The 16,350-nt window shown below is 57.9% G+C and carries 16 protein-coding genes and 1 other RNA gene; 12 read left to right on the top strand and 5 right to left on the bottom strand.

Annotated elements, in window-relative coordinates; all coding sequences use genetic code 11:
* Positions 1-148: 148 nt before the first annotated feature.
* The 3 genes from L881_RS0107635 to L881_RS0107630 all read right to left on the bottom strand — a co-directional run bounded on the left by L881_RS0107635 (position 149) and on the right by L881_RS0107630 (position 1,444).
* The gene (locus L881_RS0107635) at positions 149-877 is read right to left on the bottom strand and encodes a 5-formyltetrahydrofolate cyclo-ligase (protein ID WP_342664100.1); all 729 of its coding nucleotides are present in this window, start codon (positions 875-877) and stop codon (positions 149-151) included.
* A gap of 1 nt (position 878) precedes the next feature.
* Positions 879-1,058, bottom strand: a non-coding RNA gene (gene ssrS, locus L881_RS13585) — 6S RNA.
* A gap of 65 nt (positions 1,059-1,123) precedes the next feature.
* The gene (locus L881_RS0107630; protein WP_025733105.1) at positions 1,124-1,444 is read right to left on the bottom strand and encodes a cell division protein ZapA; all 321 of its coding nucleotides are present in this window, start codon (positions 1,442-1,444) and stop codon (positions 1,124-1,126) included.
* 266 nt (positions 1,445-1,710) lie between these two features.
* Here L881_RS0107630 and L881_RS0107625 point away from each other — a divergent pair, with 266 nt between their 5' ends.
* From L881_RS0107625 to L881_RS0107600, 4 genes are all read left to right on the top strand, one after another.
* Entirely contained in the window at positions 1,711-2,322 is a 612-nt protein-coding gene (locus tag L881_RS0107625; RefSeq protein ID WP_025733104.1) for a UPF0149 family protein, read from the top strand.
* Positions 2,323-2,345: 23 nt separating this feature from the next.
* On the top strand, positions 2,346-3,557 hold the full coding sequence (ubiH, locus tag L881_RS0107620) for a 2-octaprenyl-6-methoxyphenyl hydroxylase (RefSeq protein ID WP_025733103.1): 1,212 nt from the start codon (positions 2,346-2,348) through the stop codon (positions 3,555-3,557).
* Positions 3,558-3,620: 63 nt separating this feature from the next.
* A complete protein-coding gene (locus L881_RS13045) occupies positions 3,621-4,916 on the top strand; it encodes a UbiH/UbiF/VisC/COQ6 family ubiquinone biosynthesis hydroxylase (protein ID WP_034578886.1) in 1,296 nt (431 codons plus the stop codon).
* A gap of 91 nt (positions 4,917-5,007) precedes the next feature.
* Positions 5,008-5,721 carry a LysE family translocator gene (locus tag L881_RS0107600; protein ID WP_211238907.1) on the top strand — a complete coding sequence of 238 codons (714 nt, stop codon included), beginning with the start codon at positions 5,008-5,010 and terminating at the stop codon, positions 5,719-5,721.
* Between the two features lie 529 nt (positions 5,722-6,250).
* Here the strand turns inward: L881_RS0107600 and L881_RS0107595 are convergent.
* A complete protein-coding gene (locus L881_RS0107595; protein WP_156926524.1) occupies positions 6,251-7,828 on the bottom strand; it encodes a murein hydrolase activator EnvC family protein in 1,578 nt (525 codons plus the stop codon).
* Between the two features lie 304 nt (positions 7,829-8,132).
* Here L881_RS0107595 and L881_RS0107590 point away from each other — a divergent pair, with 304 nt between their 5' ends.
* The 3 genes from L881_RS0107590 to L881_RS0107580 all read left to right on the top strand — a co-directional run bounded on the left by L881_RS0107590 (position 8,133) and on the right by L881_RS0107580 (position 9,878).
* On the top strand, positions 8,133-8,567 hold the full coding sequence (locus L881_RS0107590; protein WP_025733098.1) for a rhodanese-like domain-containing protein: 435 nt from the start codon (positions 8,133-8,135) through the stop codon (positions 8,565-8,567).
* Between the two features lie 111 nt (positions 8,568-8,678).
* Complete coding sequence (gene secB / locus L881_RS0107585; protein ID WP_025733097.1) at positions 8,679-9,134, top strand: protein-export chaperone SecB; 456 nt, start codon at positions 8,679-8,681, stop codon at positions 9,132-9,134.
* Positions 9,135-9,140: 6 nt separating this feature from the next.
* Entirely contained in the window at positions 9,141-9,878 is a 738-nt protein-coding gene (locus L881_RS0107580; protein ID WP_025733096.1) for a 16S rRNA (uracil(1498)-N(3))-methyltransferase, read from the top strand.
* Positions 9,879-9,967: 89 nt separating this feature from the next.
* Here the strand turns inward: L881_RS0107580 and L881_RS0107575 are convergent, their stop codons facing one another.
* The gene (locus L881_RS0107575) at positions 9,968-10,336 is read right to left on the bottom strand and encodes a hypothetical protein (RefSeq protein WP_025733095.1); all 369 of its coding nucleotides are present in this window, start codon (positions 10,334-10,336) and stop codon (positions 9,968-9,970) included.
* Positions 10,337-10,674: 338 nt separating this feature from the next.
* Between L881_RS0107575 and poxB the strand changes: the two genes are divergently transcribed.
* From poxB to ruvX, 5 genes are all read left to right on the top strand, one after another.
* On the top strand, positions 10,675-12,402 hold the full coding sequence (gene poxB / locus L881_RS0107570; protein ID WP_025733094.1) for a ubiquinone-dependent pyruvate dehydrogenase: 1,728 nt from the start codon (positions 10,675-10,677) through the stop codon (positions 12,400-12,402).
* A gap of 730 nt (positions 12,403-13,132) precedes the next feature.
* Positions 13,133-14,092: a glutathione synthase gene (gene gshB / locus L881_RS0107565; RefSeq protein WP_025733093.1), complete on the top strand. Its 960-nt coding sequence runs from the start codon at positions 13,133-13,135 to the stop codon at positions 14,090-14,092.
* 43 nt (positions 14,093-14,135) lie between these two features.
* Positions 14,136-15,035 carry a TonB family protein gene (locus L881_RS0107560; RefSeq protein ID WP_169730601.1) on the top strand — a complete coding sequence of 300 codons (900 nt, stop codon included), beginning with the start codon at positions 14,136-14,138 and terminating at the stop codon, positions 15,033-15,035.
* An 18-nt stretch (positions 15,036-15,053) separates the two neighbouring features.
* On the top strand, positions 15,054-15,611 hold the full coding sequence (locus L881_RS0107555) for a YqgE/AlgH family protein (protein ID WP_025733091.1): 558 nt from the start codon (positions 15,054-15,056) through the stop codon (positions 15,609-15,611).
* Positions 15,604-16,140: a Holliday junction resolvase RuvX gene (gene ruvX, locus L881_RS0107550; protein WP_025733090.1), complete on the top strand. Its 537-nt coding sequence runs from the start codon at positions 15,604-15,606 to the stop codon at positions 16,138-16,140. Before L881_RS0107555 ends, ruvX begins: the two co-directional genes overlap by 8 nt.
* Positions 16,141-16,350 lie beyond the last annotated feature (210 nt).

Genomic DNA, 16,350 nt, shown 5'->3' with positions numbered 1-16,350 from the left:
GACTCCCTTCTGGCAGGCGCTTTGATGGTTGCCCGCAGCGGCAATGTCGCTCTTCCATTGTCAGCGTGAGCAGTGTGACAATCTGCAAATCCGGCCTGTTCGATAGTCGTCAAACGCCCGCCATGAATTTACCCAATGAATACTAGCGTTACGCCTGCCACCAGTGGCGGGGGGTAATAACCGCATCCAAAGGAATATCCCATTCATTCATTGGAATGCGTACCACCTCTTGCTCGTCATGAGCGACCCCGTAAAGCGTAGGGCGCGGGCCTTTAGCATTGCGAGTGAAGGCCAGCGTGCGGTCGTAGAAGCCTCCCCCCATGCCAAGCCGCCCGCCATACCGGTCAAACCCGACCAGCGGCACCAGCAGCGTGCTGAGCGCCCATGAAGGAAGGCGCCGGCTGGAGCGGGCTGCATCACGGGTAACAGGCTCTAAAATACCGAAGCGATTGGCGGTTAACCGTGTGGCTGGCGTCAGTCGCACAAACCACAGTTGATGCGCAGTGAACGGGCGTAATACCGGCAGATATAGCGCGATGCCACGCTGATGGAGTGCGGTAATGAGCGGTGACGGATCAATTTCGCCATTGTGCGGAAGATAGAGCGCAAGGTGGCGAACGTTCAATAAGGCGGTGCTGGAGAGTAGCCGTTGCGCAAGGCGCTGGGCGGCGTAGCGTTGATCGGAAGGGGCGAGCGAGCGACGGCGCAGGCGTAGCTGGCGGCGCAGGGCAGAGCGATTGCTGCTGGCGGCAAGCGGCTGGCAGGGCATGTCTTTGCCAGTAGGAGCGTGGAAGCGTGTCACCGTAAACAGCGATGTAGCTGAGCGTGTTTGATGGCGGGTGCGTTTGGTCGGCTTCGACAAACGGGGGAAAAGCATAGGGTTCTCCGGAGTGCCGTTGTTGTCCTGGCCCTGAACCTACTGGTTCAGGTGGGAAGCCACAGTCAGGGCCTCAGGCGTTCCGACGCATGGACATGCACACAGCCCTGGCTAGCAAGCCTCCCGAGGGTAAAGCATAGGCTCGAGGGACGATGGCAACTCACGCACACACCAGAGAACGTCACCATTGTATCAGATGCATGGCTGTACAACAGACTTGACATGAAGTTGCTGATTTTTCCGCACTTATTGCTGGTGCTCGTCGTCGTTGGTGGATCGTGATTGAGAAAGTGCATTCTCGATGCGCTGGGTGAGCGCCGCGACCTCTTTTTCCAGCTTTTTCTTTTCTTCTATTTGCTGCTGTAGCTCATGGGTGATGTTAAGTGCGGTCATGATGGCGACCTTGCCGTCATCCTTGGTCTGGCTATGTTCGCGCACGCCGGACAGCGCCTGGTCAAGATAGCGTGCGGCGCGCTCAACGCCAGAGGCTTCCTTCTTGCTGCATCGGAACGTATAGCGTTTGCCAAGTAGAGTAACTTCGACAGTGCTTTGGGGGGCGTCACTCATGCGAGGCTCCTGGGTTGGCTAGGCGGCGTCAAGGCGTTTGAGGCGACCACGATGTCACGGAAATGGTATTCTGGGCGCGTTGGGTGTGCCGCGCACATCTCTAACGCCAAGTCTCCTTTAAGGGGCTTACTATAGCAGCCACGGGGGTGCTTCACGAGAGCTGTGCGCCGCCAGGCGCGGTTACGCAAGTCTCGTCACCACTACCTGCAAGCACACCGCCGTTGCAATACGCCAATCTGCGGCGGTATGGCAATCAAGAGGACCGCATGAACAACGACCCGAGCAGCGCAGAAAACGCCCTGGAATTTTCAGATATCGCCGATCTTTTTTTGCGCTATGGCTCGCTGTCATCGCCTTCATTCTTTGATGGGCGCATGGTGGCATCGCTGGCCGTAGCGACTGACGAACAGGATGTTGCCAGTGAAGAGTGGCTACAGGAAATCTGTGCCGTGCTGGGCGTAGAACAGCCTCACGACAGGGAAGATGCCGCTGTATTGCTGGGTTGGCGCAGTCAGGCGCGTCACCAGCTAGCTGACGAGCAGATGGATTTCGAACCGCTGCTGCCCGACGAACTCTTCTCGGTGCCCGAGCGTGCCCAAAGCCTCAAGATGTGGGCGATGGGCTTCTCTGAGGTGATCGACGAGTTCGGTATTGATGATAACTGGTCGGCGCCACTGCGCGAGGCGGTTGAAGCGATGTCGGAAATCGGTGCCCTCGATCTTGATGACGGCGTGGCCGACGATGGCGAGAGCGAAGCTGATCTGCTGGCGCTTTACGAGCATGTGCGCGTGACCGCACTTACGCTCTATCTCGAATGCCATCCGGGCAATCCGCAGGTATTCAAGGAAGACGAACAGTCACCTTCACAGCTGCATTGATTTACTTTCAGGGAGAACAACCGATGGAGCGGTTTGATATTGCCATCGTTGGCGGTGGGCTAGTGGGGGCCAGTTTGGCGGCTTCGCTGGCCGAGTTGACAGAGCAGCATCACTTGCGGGTGGTCGTGATTGAGGCCGCCGCCATCTCCCTTGAAAAGCGCACGTGGCAGCCCAGTTTCGATCAGCGCTCCAGCGCGCTGGCGTATGGGACACGGCTGCATTTTGAGCGAATGGGCCTGTGGCATCACGATGATGAACAGCCAGGGCTGGCGGGTGAAGCCTGCCCGATCCATCAGGTGCATATTGCGGAGCGTGGTCGGTTTGGTGCTGCGCGCCTCAATGATCGTGATATGGGAACCGATGCGCTTGGCTATGTGGTGCCCAATGCGTGGATGGGCCAGGTACTGATGCAGCGCATGGCGACACTGCCGCTGGAGTGGCGCTGTCCGGCCCGCGTTGAGCAGGTTGTGCCCATGGAAGGTGGTTATCAGCTTACCCTGGATAACGGCGATACCCTGCAAGCGGGGCTAACGGTTCTCGCTGACGGCGGGCGCTCGCCGCTCAAAGCGATGCTGGGTATTGATAGCGCTGTTCATGATTATCAGCAACGTGCCCTGATCAGCACGCTGGAAATTTCCCGCCCTCATCGCGGTGTCGCTTACGAACGTTTCGACGCGCTGGGGCCAATGGCGCTGCTGCCGCTCAACGAACAGCGCATGGCGCTGGTATGGACGCGTTCACCGGAGCGTTTGGCTGAATTGGAAGCGCTCAGCGATGCGCAGTTACTGGAGGAGATTCAGCGCTTCTTCGGTGACCGCCTGGGGCGCTTCACTCGTATCGGCACCCGTAGTACCTATCCGCTGCAACTGGTGCAAGCGCGTGAACAGGTCAGACCTCATTTGGCGGTACTTGGGAATGCGGCGCACTCCATGCATCCGGTGGCGGGGCAGGGCTTCAACCTGGCGCTGCGCGGTGTAACTGACCTTCGCGATGCGCTGGCTCAAGCCCTGTCACAAGGGAAGGAAGTGGGCGACGCGACGGTCATGCACGATTTTGAGCGACGGCGCGCGCGGGACCGTGACGTCATGGTCAAGGCGAGCCATGGGCTGGTCGAGCTGTTTGGCATTGATAATCCGCTGCTTTCCCATGCCCGTGCAGTGGGCCTGATTGGCCTGAATCTGCTGGGGCCAATACGCCGAGGGCTAACGCGCCGTGCGATGGGCATTGAGCGCTAATTCCGTAATCAATGGCAAGAGACGATATTTCAGTAGCAGCAGCGGTCAAGCGAGAGGTGTCAGATGAAGGATCATAGCGCGCAGCCTTCCAACAAGGTGCTGGAGAGCGAAGTAGCGATCGTGGGGGCGGGCATGGTCGGCGCTACCCTGGCGCTGTTGCTTGCCGAGGCAGGTATCAGCGTGGCCCTTATTGATGCTGGTGAGTATTCACTTCGATGGAAGAAGGCGCAGCTCGACAACCGCGTTAGCGCAATCACGGCTGCTTCCCGGGCGCTCTTTACCTCGCTGGGCGTATGGCCTGACATTGCCAAACGCCGCATTGCGCCTTATCAGCACATGCAGGTATGGGACAGCGAGGGCCTGGGGGAGATCAACTTCTCCGCCAGCGATGTAGCAGCCAGCGAGCTGGGGCATATCGTCGAAAACAGCGCCATCGTCGATGCGTTGAATGAAGCGCTGGCGAAAAACGAGCGGGTCACCGGCCTGTTTGGGCATCAGGTTACAGCGCTTGAGTGGTATGAGCCGGAAGATACTCCACGGCCTTATACGGAAGGTAAGCGCTCGCTTACCTTGGATGACGGTAGACAGGTGGTTGCGCCGCTGGTGGTGGGAGCCGATGGCGGACGCTCCATGGTGCGACGCATGGCGGCGATGGAAGTGAATGAATACCCCACGGGGCAGCAGGCGATCGTTGCCAGCGTTCATCACCAGTTAAGCCATGACAACACGGCGCGGCAGGTCTTTTTGCCCACCGGACCACTGGCGTTTTTACCTATCGCTTCACCGGTGGAAGGTGAGTACTGGTCGTCGATTGTATGGTCTGCTGATAGTCACGAGGCGGATCGTTTACGGTCGTTGAACGACGATGAGTTTGCCGGCGCGCTTCGAGAGGCGTTTGAAGGGCGTGTAGGAGATATCCTTGAGCTTCGAGGGCGCGCCTCCTTCCCGCTGGTACAGCGCCATGTGCGCCGCTATACGCTGCCGGGGCTGGCGCTGGTCGGGGACGCGGCGCACAGCCTGCATCCTCTGGCCGGTCAGGGGGCCAACCTGGGCTTTCTGGACGTGGCGGTATTGGCCGAGGAGCTGGCGCGGGCGCATCAGCGGGGTGCGGCGCTTGGCGATGAGCGTGTGCTGGAGCGTTACGCACGTCGTCGGCGTATGGATAACAGCGCCATGCTCAAGCTGATGGACGGCTTCCGGCTCGGTTTTGGCAGTCGTCAACCGCTGGTGCGCATGGCGCGTAATCTTGGGCTGCGCAGCATCGACCGTTTCGCGCCGGTCAAGCAGGCGATGATTCATCAGGCGTTGGGTTATCGGCATGACCTGCCTGAGCGGATGAAAAGGCAAACGTCCCTCTGATAGTGGCCTGATTGCGGGATAACTGGCTGGAGCCGTCACTCTCCCGCCTGACTAAGCGCTCCGGCGCAGTAGCGTATGAAAACGAAGCGTTATGCCATTGTTCGGTGAAGATGAAGTGCGTGTGCTGCCTCATGAATCTGAGCGGCAGAATATTCTTTTGGCAGTGCAAAAAGAGCAGGGAGAACGTATGTCGTCGATGCTGTGGGTGTATACGGGCACAGTGCTGCTGCTTGTCCTGACGCCTGGGCTGGATACTGCACTGGTGCTGCGTACCTCTCTGGTTCAGGGCATCAGACCCGCGGTATTTGCTGCGCTGGGCATCAATCTGGGGCTGCTGTGCTGGGGCGCACTGGTCGCTGTCGGGCTGGGTGCGCTGCTAACTGCCTCGGAGCTTGCCTACCACCTGCTCAAATGGATAGGCGCTGCCTACCTTGCGTGGCTAGGACTAGGCATGCTGCTGAAACCGCGCCAATCCTTTCGTACTGAAGGCAGCACTCAAACGCTGGGCGGCGGTGGTTGGCTGCTGAAAGGGCTGGCATCCAATGTGCTGAATCCCAAGATCGGCGTGTTTTATGTCTCCTTCCTGCCACAGTTTATTCCCGCAGGTGCTTCGATTGCGGGTTACGCCATGCTACTGGCAAGTATTCATGTACTGCTGGGAGTGATCTGGTGCGGGATTCTGATTGCCGCGACGCGCCCGCTGGGGTGTCGATTGCGTGAAGGCTCGATGGTGCGCTGGATGGACCGCATTACCGGCGGCGTATTCGTGGCCTTTGCTGCGCGCCTGGCTCTCTCTCCCCGGTAGTCATAGTGGCGTTCCTCCCTTTGATTTATTAAGTATTCCGCGCAAGCGTTCGGGGCGGTCACCTGCCCCTTGGTCGCACCAGGTTTCTTATTATCTTACTTACTTACCCTTCCAAAAACACCTCACCTTCGCGTAGCTGGAAGCCATCGCTGATAACCGGATTTTCCTCCGCACTATTCACTGTGGACTAGAGCCGCTGTTGTTCTGGTATCAGCCCGGTTTTGTTTCACGTGAAACATTCGGTTGTCGTGCTGTTGAGCTGCGGGACGGGAGGCACTTAACACCATTGAGCTGGGAAAAACTCGGGATAGCGGGTGACGGAAGAGGCTGGGCTGATGTCTTGCGGTAGCTTTCAGTATTTGCAGTGCAAGTGGCGCGTTCGGTGTGCGCCATAGCCGCCCAATACGCCAGCAGCAAATAGCAGGAAGCGAGGGTAGTTAGCGCACAAGTACGTTTTCGAAAGAAGCGGAACGAAGTTTCCCACGGCGCTCATGACACAATATCGTACATGAAGGCCGTGGGGTTGCCGTTAGCGGGAGGAGGTTACCCAGGCGTTGGGGTTGATCGGTTTGCCTCCACGACGTACTTCGAAGTAAAGGGCGGGTGAAGAGAGGCCGCCGGTATCGCCTACGTTGCCGATGACGGTGCCTCGTTTAACGTTATCACCGACGGAGACCGTGTTGCGCTGGTTGTGGGCATACACCGACAAGCTGCTGCCATGATCGACAATCACCAGATAGCCGAAGCCGTTCAGCCAACTGGCGAATACAACCTGTCCTGCGCGCAGTGCGTGAATGGGCGTACCTTCGGGGGCACTGAGCATCACGCCATTCTTGTTGATTCCCTCGCCCTGACCGTAGCCTGAAGCGACCACTCCATTGATTGGCCATCTTCCCGACCAGGGAGCGCCTGACAGGTTGCGTGGCGCATCTGAGCGGCGGCTGGGGGCTGGCGTGGAGTCTTCCGGTTCACTCGTGGTTGACGGCGCTTCTGCACTCATCTCTTCTGCGGTGAGCTGATGCGTGTTGCCGCTCTGCGATGGGGATGAGGTTGAAGGCGCTGTGGTATCGGGCTCACTGGGGCGCGTCTGTTCGCTTTGCTGGCGTTGTGCCTGATCCTGCTCAGCCTTCTGACGCTGTGATTCGGCCAGTCTGGCAGTTTCGCGGGCGCGCCGCTCCTGCTCGGCCTGTCGGCGACGGCGCTCGGCTGCCTGTTTGCGCTGCTGCTCGGCACGACGGGCGGCGGCAGCACGCGCAGCAGCCACTTCACGCTCGATACGCGCCAGCGTTTGCTCGGCTTGCTCGCGCTGGCTGCTCAGGGCATCGAGACGGGATTGAGTGCTGCTGTAACGCTGATTGATTTCCTTCAACACCTTTTGACGCTGTGCCTGTTGCGCGGCCAGGGTCTTCTCGTTATCGCGCTGTGCGGCAATCAGTTTGTCGAGGCGCTGCTGCTGCTGGCGGGTTTCGTCGCGGTTGGCGGTGATCCTGCTGTTGAGTGCCGCCAGAGTCTCAAGCCGGTTGCGGCGTGCGCCCTCAATCGCGTTCAAGTAACGCTGATAGCGTGCCAATTGCGTAGGATCTTTCTGCTCCAGCAGCAGCTTGATTTCAGGGTCCCTTCCCAGGCGATACAGGGCATTTAACTGAGCGGCGAGGGCCTTGCGCTGCTGGCCTGCTTCCTTTTCCAGAGCTTCTAGCTGGGCAGAAAGTGTTTCCAGCTGCTGAGAGGTATCACGATGCTGGCGGGTCAGCCGGTCGAGAGTGGTGTGAGTGTTGGCGAGATTCTCTTCGGCAAGTTGCAGGTCGCGCTGTGCCTGTGTGCGTTGACCTCGGGTCGTGCGCAGGTCTCCTTGGGCACGGGTAATGTTCTGATTGATCTGACGCAGCTGCTGGGCAGGAACATCCACTCGATCAGCGTGTGCCAAAGGAGCACACAGCAGAAACGAAAGCAGCGCGCCTGCGCCATAGAGGCTCAGCCTTGCTGCCGTCGTGGGCATTTTGGCGTGCGCATTGCTGTACTGCGGGGTGCTGCGATCAATCGTCATAGGGTTGTTACCGGCGTAAGGAGTGCCGCCATCGGCGTGGTGCGTCGGTTGCCTGTTCAACAAGGCGCGTGCTCTCGTTCACTGCCCTGTGTGAGCTGCTTCAGTGCATAGGGTTTGCCGGCGCGCGTAGGACAGCGATAAGCAAGCCGCAATCTGGCCAATCGAGTGTAGTCAAAAAAGCACATTGAGTTCTGCTGCGCATTCTTGAGCGATAGTTGTCAGGGATGATAGCGCAGCTTGATTTCAGGCGCAGCCACCCCTTGCCTGTACAGTGCTTCAAATCACGTCGTTCGGTGAAATGACGGTAGGCTCAGTGTATACTTGGGGCAATAGCACGTTCCCGGATGTTCAAGAGTTATTTACCCCCATGTTTGACAGATTTCTAGAATTCGCTACTCACCACCCTCTGTTGGTAGGTGCCTTTGTTGTTGTGCTGCTGGTGTGGGCTCTCTATGAAGCCCGTCGCTCGGGTGCCAATGCTGTCAGTTCGAGTGAAGCGACTCATCTGATTAACCGCGAAGATGCACAAATCGTTGATTTGCGTGAAGCCAAGGAGTTCAAGGCGGGGTACATCGCTGGCGCCATCAATATCCCCAATGGCAAGCTGGACTCGCGCATCAACGAGCTTGAGAAGTTCAAGGATCGCCCTGTTATTCTGGTATGCAAAGCGGGGCAGCAGGCTTCTGCTGCGGCACTCAAGCTGGAAAAGGCTGGCTTCAGCAAAGTGAAGCGTTTACGCGGTGGCATGGCGCAGTGGCAGGCAGATGATCTGCCCACCGTGAACACCTCAAAGAAGAAGTAGTATCTCGGACGGCCACCCACGATGGCGTGGCCGCCACAAGCTTAATGGCCGATTGATAACGGCCAGAAAGTGCGCAATATCCATTTTGTTACCTTTAATGAGAGAGCCACCATGAGTGAAGGCAACGCCCAGGAAAGCAACATTCAGTTCGCGCTACAGCGTGTTTACGTCAAGGATATCTCCTTCGAGTCGCCCAATTCTCCGACCATTTTCCAGCAGCCCTTCCAGCCCAAGGTCAAGCTGGACGTTGATAACAACTTCACCAAGCTGGCCGATGATCTGTATGAAGTGACAGTTCACGTCACCGCTCAGGTCTTTAATGGCGAAGAGCAAACCACCGCATTTCTCGCAGATGTGCAGCAGGCGGGCCTCTTCTCTATCTCCGGTCTTGAAGGCGCGCAGCTTGATCACACGCTGAATGCCTTCTGCCCCAATATTCTCTTCCCTTATGCGCGTGAATGCGTCGATAGTCTCGTTAACCGTGGCAGCTTCCCGACATTGATGCTGGCGCCGGTCAACTTTGATGCGCTCTATGCGCAGAAGCAGGAACAGCAGAACAACGCCTGATCCTGAATGCGTATTTATCTCGATGTAGCGCTTGAGTCACTGGTCGGGCAGGAGATTACTCTGCCCGATGCTCAGGCGCGTCATGTTGGTCGCGTAATGCGCGCTCGGGAAGGGCAGTCGCTGCGATTGTTCGATGGGCGCGGCGGTGAAGTCGAGGCGCTGGTCTCCAGCGTCGCGCGGCGGCAGGTGGATGTGAGCATTGTCTCCCTCCATGAGCCGCTACCGGAATCACCGTTGCGTGTTCATCTCGGGCAGGTGGTCTCCAAGGGCGAGCGCATGGATTTCGTGGTACAGAAAGCCACTGAGCTTGGCGTTGCCGAGATTACGCCTCTGTATAGCGAGCGTGCCGACGTGCGCTTGAACGATGAGCGGGAAGCCAAGAAACTGGCTCATTGGCGCGCGGTGGCGATCAGTGCCTGCGAACAGTGCGGACGTGCCTGGCTGCCGCGGATCAATCCCCCTTGCCGGCTTTCCGATTGGTTGGAAGGCGAGCATGGGCCGCTGCGCTGGATACTGCATCCGGGAGAAGCCGCCGATTCTGCCGAGGCTGATGTGTTCGGCGCTGATGTTTCACGTGAAACATCGCTGCTGATCGGCCCGGAAGGGGGCTTTAGCGAGGCAGAAGTGGAGCTGGCGCGTCGTCGGGATTTTATGCCACGTACCTTCGGCCCACGGATCTTGCGTACTGAAACTGCGCCACTGGTGGCGTTGAGTATTCTACAGAGCCGCTATGGTGACCTGTAGCGTCGGATGATCGGTAATGAGAACGCCGCGAGCATTGGCATTGCTCGCGGCGTTTTTATTGGCTGGAGATAAAGAGGGGGCTGCGCGTATTACTTCTCCAGCAGGCCAGCCTTCCGGCAGCGTTCGTATTTACCCATCTGGTCAATCTGCTGCTCGATACAGCTATCGCTTTTATTGGTGCAATTGACTCGCTTCCACTGCGAGCGGGTGCAATCGGCGGCGGTCAAGCCATTATGCTGCGGCTGGCTTTCTGGGGGCGCCTCTTTCTCCGGTGGCGTCTGCTGAGGTGCTGAAACGCTGTCGTTAGGCTCCGGCGGGGTGGCGTGATGTTCTGTGGTATCGGGTGAAGAGTCAGCCCCGGTTTCTTCGTCATCTTTTCCGTGGCAGCCCGCCAGCGCCAGTGCAAGGCAGACGATGGCGATTAATCCTGTCGTGCCTTTCAAGCCGCTCGATTTCATGTGATTAAACTCCCGCTCGCCCGCATCGTGTTAGGTGAATTGGCTTCACTGTAGCGGTTTATGATAGCCCTGCGAATATATAGCCAGGAAATGAGCGCCTGGGGAGAGAAGCGCCGTGTCGCGTAAGAAGGGGGCCAATAGATTGATTTTGCCACGCCATAGGTAAATCAGCCGGACTTAGCTGGGCCTTTTATTCCAGATATCAGCCTGCCCAAAGTGGCTGACGGGCTACTTATATTGGAGTACGGTAATCGACTTTAGGCCAGCCTTGCCTGGCAGCAAGCGGCAGGCACTGGCTACGTTTCCCATCCGCGGTAGATAGTGAGAAGGAGTACGTTATGGCAACGGTTGCCGATCTATTGGTTGGTACGCTTGAAAAGGCAGGCGTCAAGCGAGTATGGGGATTGCCTGGCGACTCTCTCAACGGCATTACCGAGAGCCTGCGCAAAAACGGTAACGTTGAGTGGATTGGCGTGCGCCACGAAGAAGCAGGCGCACTTGCCGCCTGTGCCGATGCAGATATCAGCGGCGGTCTGGCGGTGTGCGCAGGCTCCTGCGGCCCTGGCAACCTGCACCTGATTAATGGCCTGTTTGAAGCGCAGCGCGCCAAGGTGCCGATGCTCGCCATCGCAGCGCAGATACCTTCCAGCGAACTTGGCCTGGGATATTTCCAGGAAACTCATCCTGAATCACTGTTTAAACCCTGTAGTGACTATTGCGAGCTGGTCAGCCATGCCGAGCAGCTGCCGCGCGTGTTGGAAACTGCAATGCGCAGCGCAATTCTCAACCGCTCTGTCTCCGTGATTGTGCTTCCGGGGGATGTGGCGCTCGCTGAATCTCCGCTCAAGGAGACCCAGTGGACAGACCCTGTAGCGCCGGTGATTACGCCCCCCGAGCCGCGCCTTGATGAAATTGCGGAATACCTCAATGGCGAGAAAAAGATCGCCATGCTGTGCGGCTATGGCTGCATGGGAGCGCACGATGAGGTCGTAGCGCTGGCTGAAAAGCTGCAAGCGCCCGTTATTCACGCGCTCAGGGGCAAAAACGCGGTCGAGTACGATAACCCCTACGATGTCGGCATGACAGGGCTGATCGGCTTCGCCTCGGGCTATAAAGCGATGAAGGAGTGTGACTGCCTGCTGGTTCTGGGCAGCAACTTTCCTTATCGCGATTTTTACCCCGAGCACGGCAATGTTATTCAAATTGATACCCGACCTCATCATCTGGGGCGTCGCACGCCGCTCAAATGGGGATTGGCAGGCGATGTGAAGGCGACCCTTCACGCACTGCTGCCGAAGCTCGACGCCCATGAAGATACGCGCTTCCTGGAAGCGAGTCAGAAGCATTATCGCAAGTCGCGGGAAGGGCTTGATGACCTGGCAGTACCGTCGAAAGAGGGATATGCACTGCATCCGCAGCATGTTGCCGCGCGCATTAGTGCCCTGGCCGACGAAGATGCCGCCTTCACCTGCGATGTGGGCGAACCGACGGTGTGGGCCGCACGCTACCTTCAGATGAATGGCAAACGCCACCTGACAGGCTCCTTTACCCACGGTTCAATGGCGACGGCGCTGCCGATGGCGCTCGGTATTCAGGCGGCGCAGCCGCAGCGTCAGGTGGTCTCGCTATCGGGTGATGGTGGCTTGAGCATGCTGCTCGGTGATGTGATTACGCTGCGCGAGCGTAAATTGCCGGTGAAGGTGGTGGTCTTCAACAACTCTCTGCTGGGCTTTGTCGCCATGGAGATGAAGGCCGCAGGATTCATAGACGACACGACCAAATACGACAACATCAACTACGCTGACATGGCGAATGCGCTGGGGGTTAAAGGCATTCGTGTCGAGCAGGCCGATAAGCTGGATGAAGCGCTGTCGGAAGCGTTCAGTCATGATGGGCCGGTGATTATCGACGTGTGGACCGCTTCGCAGGAGCTGTCGCTGCCACCACAAATCAAGGCGGCTCAAGCGAAAGGCTTCAGTCTCTATATGCTGCGCGCGGTGATGAGCGGGCGTGGCGACGAGCTGATCGACCTGGCGCGCGATAATATCCCGCTGCTGCGTTCGTAGCGATATCGTCAGTATTGGGCATATAACGCGCCAAAATGCTTATTCAATGAAGTGAGTGACAGTTGGCAATATAGAAGGGGGGCAGTTCATTCAGGCTGCATCCCTTTTTTATGGCATTTGGTGAGAAGATATTTCGCTCGAAGTTTGCCGGCAGCACAAGGACGAATGCCGTGCGGTGCCCCTTTGGCGTTTGTGTTGAATCGGGTGCGCGCCGAACATTCACCGTAAGATGGTAACGGCCATCCGCCAGATAAGTGCTGGGAATGACGAAGCAAGCCCTTTTGTGATTCCTGAAATGCCAATGGGTTAACGAACTTCTGGGGAAGTGTCGGCTTTGTCTTCCATGGCTACTGCCCGGCACATCGCGAAGCATATTGTGACCTGATCTGGATAGGGATTGCTTCGCCACTGACGGCTGCTCTGCTGCCCTGAGGAGTAATCACGATACTCAGGGTGCTGAAGAGCCGTGCTTGCCTTCAATAATGCGCGAGCACTAACGTGGCAGAAAGAGAAACGTTTACGGCGACGATTTTCCGATATAGCAGGAATTGCATATAGCACGCTGGTTCCTGCCTCTGCATTCGCCCATACTGGCACTATAGAACCCTTGAGGGAGTGGTGGTCCGAGCAGGCTAGCGATAATAGCCATGGAAGGGGCCTCTTACCTTGGGGTAAGCAAAGTAAGCAAGTGCTTACTTTGTATATTTTCGACCAGTATTGAGTGAGTGAGATGACAGCAACAATCAAGGTGGGGGTTATCATGGACCCCATCGCCGATATTTCCTTCAAGAAGGATTCCACGCTGGGCATGCTCTGGGCTGCCGCTGAGCGCGACTGGGAGCTTTTCTATCTTGAGCAGTCCGATCTGTATCTCGATAATGGCCGCGCCTATGGCGTGATGGCGCCGTTGCAGGTATATCGCGATGCCTCCCATTGGTATGACCTCGGCGAGCGTCAGGGGCGCCCGCTGGCCGAGCTTGATGTGATCCTGATGCGCAAGGACCCGCCGGTTGACCAGGAATTTTTGGACGCTACTCACCTGCTGGGCTTTGCCGAGCGTGAAGGTGTGCTGGTCGTCAATCCGACCGATGCGCTGCGCCAATGCAACGAGAAGCTCTATGCCCAGTGCTTTCCCCAGTGCCTTCCGCCTAGCGTGGTGTCGTGCAATGAGGAAGTTCTGCGTGCCTTTCATGCTGAACACCGTGACGTAATCTACAAGCCGCTCGATGGCATGGGCGGCACCGGTATCTTCAGAGTGGGTGAAGATGGACGCAATTTGGGAGCGGTGATCGAGCAGCTCACCCAGGGCGGAAAGCGCCAGATTATGGTGCAGCGTTACCTTCCTGAAATCAGTGCCGGTGATACGCGCATTCTGCTGATTGACGGAGAGCCAGTGCCCTACGGATTGGCGCGTATTCCAAGCGCAGGAGAAGTACGTGGCAACCTTGCCGCTGGTGGCCGCGGCGTTGCGCGTGATCTGACCGAACGCGATCTCTGGCTGGTCGATCAGGTGAAAGCGTCAATCAAGGCACAGGGGCTGATCTTCGTTGGCCTCGACGTCATTGGTGATTATATTACTGAAATCAATGTGACCAGCCCGACCTGCCTACGCGAGATTGATGATCAAAAAGGCACGGACATTGCCGGACAGTTAATGGATGCAATTGAGAAGCGACTCACGCGAACCTGAGCAGTTTGTCAGCCTGGTGGCCCCCCGTTTCGGGGAGCCGCCAGTGACTATTTGCAGGGGGATTTCTGCCGACCGTGACGATCCGCCGCTAACGGCCTCTATTTCGTCATTGGAGGAAGATGATGTCGGCTATCAAGGCCGTAGTGGGCGCTCACTATGGCTGACATGGCTATGTTTGCTGGTAGTTGTCGCGCTCCATCTTGTGGGTATTTGGTGGCTTGAACAGCGTCCGGAGCACAAGCTGCCGCCGCTGGATCAGGGTAAGCCCTATCGCGTGTCAATCATTGATGCACGTTCTCTTGAGCCGCGTGTCGATACTTCCAGCGTCGAGCAGGCCGTGGCTCAGGCGGCTCCGCCCGCCCGTGAGCAGAGGCACGAGCCGCCGCGTTCAGCATCACGTCAGGCCCCCCCGACGCCTTCCCGTCAATCGACGACTCAGCGAGCCAGTCGCCAGTCCACCCAGCATGTCGCAGCTTCCAGTAGAAGTGCCAGCAGCGCCCAGCAGCAGCGTTCCTCGGGGCATACGCCCTCCGCTCAGGAGCTGATTAATCAGGTGGCCTCTACCGCCTCTTCGAACGGTTGGGAGCGGGCCGCTGATCGTTTCGCTGCCGGGCCGTCAACCAACGCGCAACGTAATGCGGTGAGTCGCTATATCGCGTACTTCACCCGCTCCGTGCAGACCTACATTGATCTTAATCTCGGTAGCGAAGCCTCTGGCAATGCGCGTATGCAGCTTGGAATTACCGTCGGACGCGATGGGCGGCTGCGTTCGGTATGGGTGATACAATCGACCGGCAACGCCGACCTTGACAGGTTGGCGGTGCGTACAATTCATCGGGCAGGGCCATTCCGCCCCTTTGACTCCGGCATGGGTTCCCTGCCAGAGCTTACCTTCAGCCGGACGTGGGTATTCGGTGAAGGGGCGTGGTTCCGTTTCCAGTAATCGAGATTCAATTGGTCAATGCACGGTCTTCGTAATCATTTTCTTATTGCCATGCCGCAGCTTGCGGACGACAACTTTTCCAACTCGTTGGTGTATGTGTGTGACGACGATGAGCAAGGCGTGTTGGGCGTTATCGTCAATCGGCCGTTAACGTTGACGATAGGACACTTGCTCGAAAAGCTTGAGCTGGATGTCGCCGATTCCGTTAATGCTGACATGCCTGTGCTTTATGGTGGCCCCGTGCATAGCGATCGCGGGTTTATCGTGCATCGCGGGAGTGCCAGTGAGTGGGAATCCAGCCTACAGGTGAGTGAAGAGATTGCTCTCACAACTTCGATGGATATGCTTAATGCCATCGCGTGCGGTGAAGGGCCGGAAGAGTTTGTGATGCTGATGGGCTGCGCGGGCTGGCAGGTTCCTCAGTTGACAGAAGAGCTTAAAGGCAATGCCTGGTTGACGGTCGCAGCGGATAGCAGGGTGATGTTTGATACCCCCTGTGATCGCCGTCGGGATGCGGCAGCGGCCTTGCTGGGCGTTGATTTAGGACTGTTGGGGAGCATCGCCGGACATGGCTGAAGACGCTATTGAAAATGCCAGAGTTGCCCAGCTTCGCGCTGATTCCCCCTCTCTGGAAGCGGGCCAGCGGCTGGTGCTGGCGTTCGATTTTGGCGCTCGCCGTATTGGCGCTGCGGTAGGCCATGAAATGGCGCAATCCGTGACACCGTTGGCCCCTTTGACGGCCCGCAACGGTATTCCCGACTGGCGCAAGGTGACTGATCTGATCTGCGAGTGGCGGCCAGACCTGTTTGTGGTGGGGCTGCCCCTCAATATGGACGGTAGCGAATCAGAGATGAGTCGGCGTGCCCGCAAATTCGGCAATCGCCTTTATGGTCGTTATGCACGCCCGCTTGAGCTGGTTGATGAGCGTGGCTCCACCCGGGAAGCCAAGCTGATCGCCCGTGAACGTGGCAGGAAAACGGGCAGCTATCGCGATGATGGCGTTGACGGCATTGCTGCGGAGATCATTCTGCGCACCTTTTTTGACGCCTGGCAAGGCGCTGTAACGCGCATAAAGTTCGCTGAATTACGCCTTCCTGAAGCATAAACTGCGCGTGGTGAGAGAGTAGAATCTCTGTTGCCGCGCCCTGCGCAGTATTCGGCTTGCATTAGCGGGCTTCCTAATCTCCGCCTGCACTTTTGCATGATGAAAAAGCGTACCGTCACTATTGTACGTGTAGCAAATGCAACGATAATCACGCCCACGCCCACGCCCACGCCCACGCCCACGCCCACGCCCACGCCCACGCCCACGCCC

Source organism: Carnimonas nigrificans ATCC BAA-78, from assembly GCF_000526695.1.
In the GTDB taxonomy this organism is placed as follows: Bacteria; Pseudomonadota; Gammaproteobacteria; order Pseudomonadales; family Halomonadaceae; genus Carnimonas; species Carnimonas nigrificans.
The sequence above is the reverse complement of the archived record's forward strand: the minus strand, read 5'-3'. Positions and strand labels throughout refer to the sequence as shown.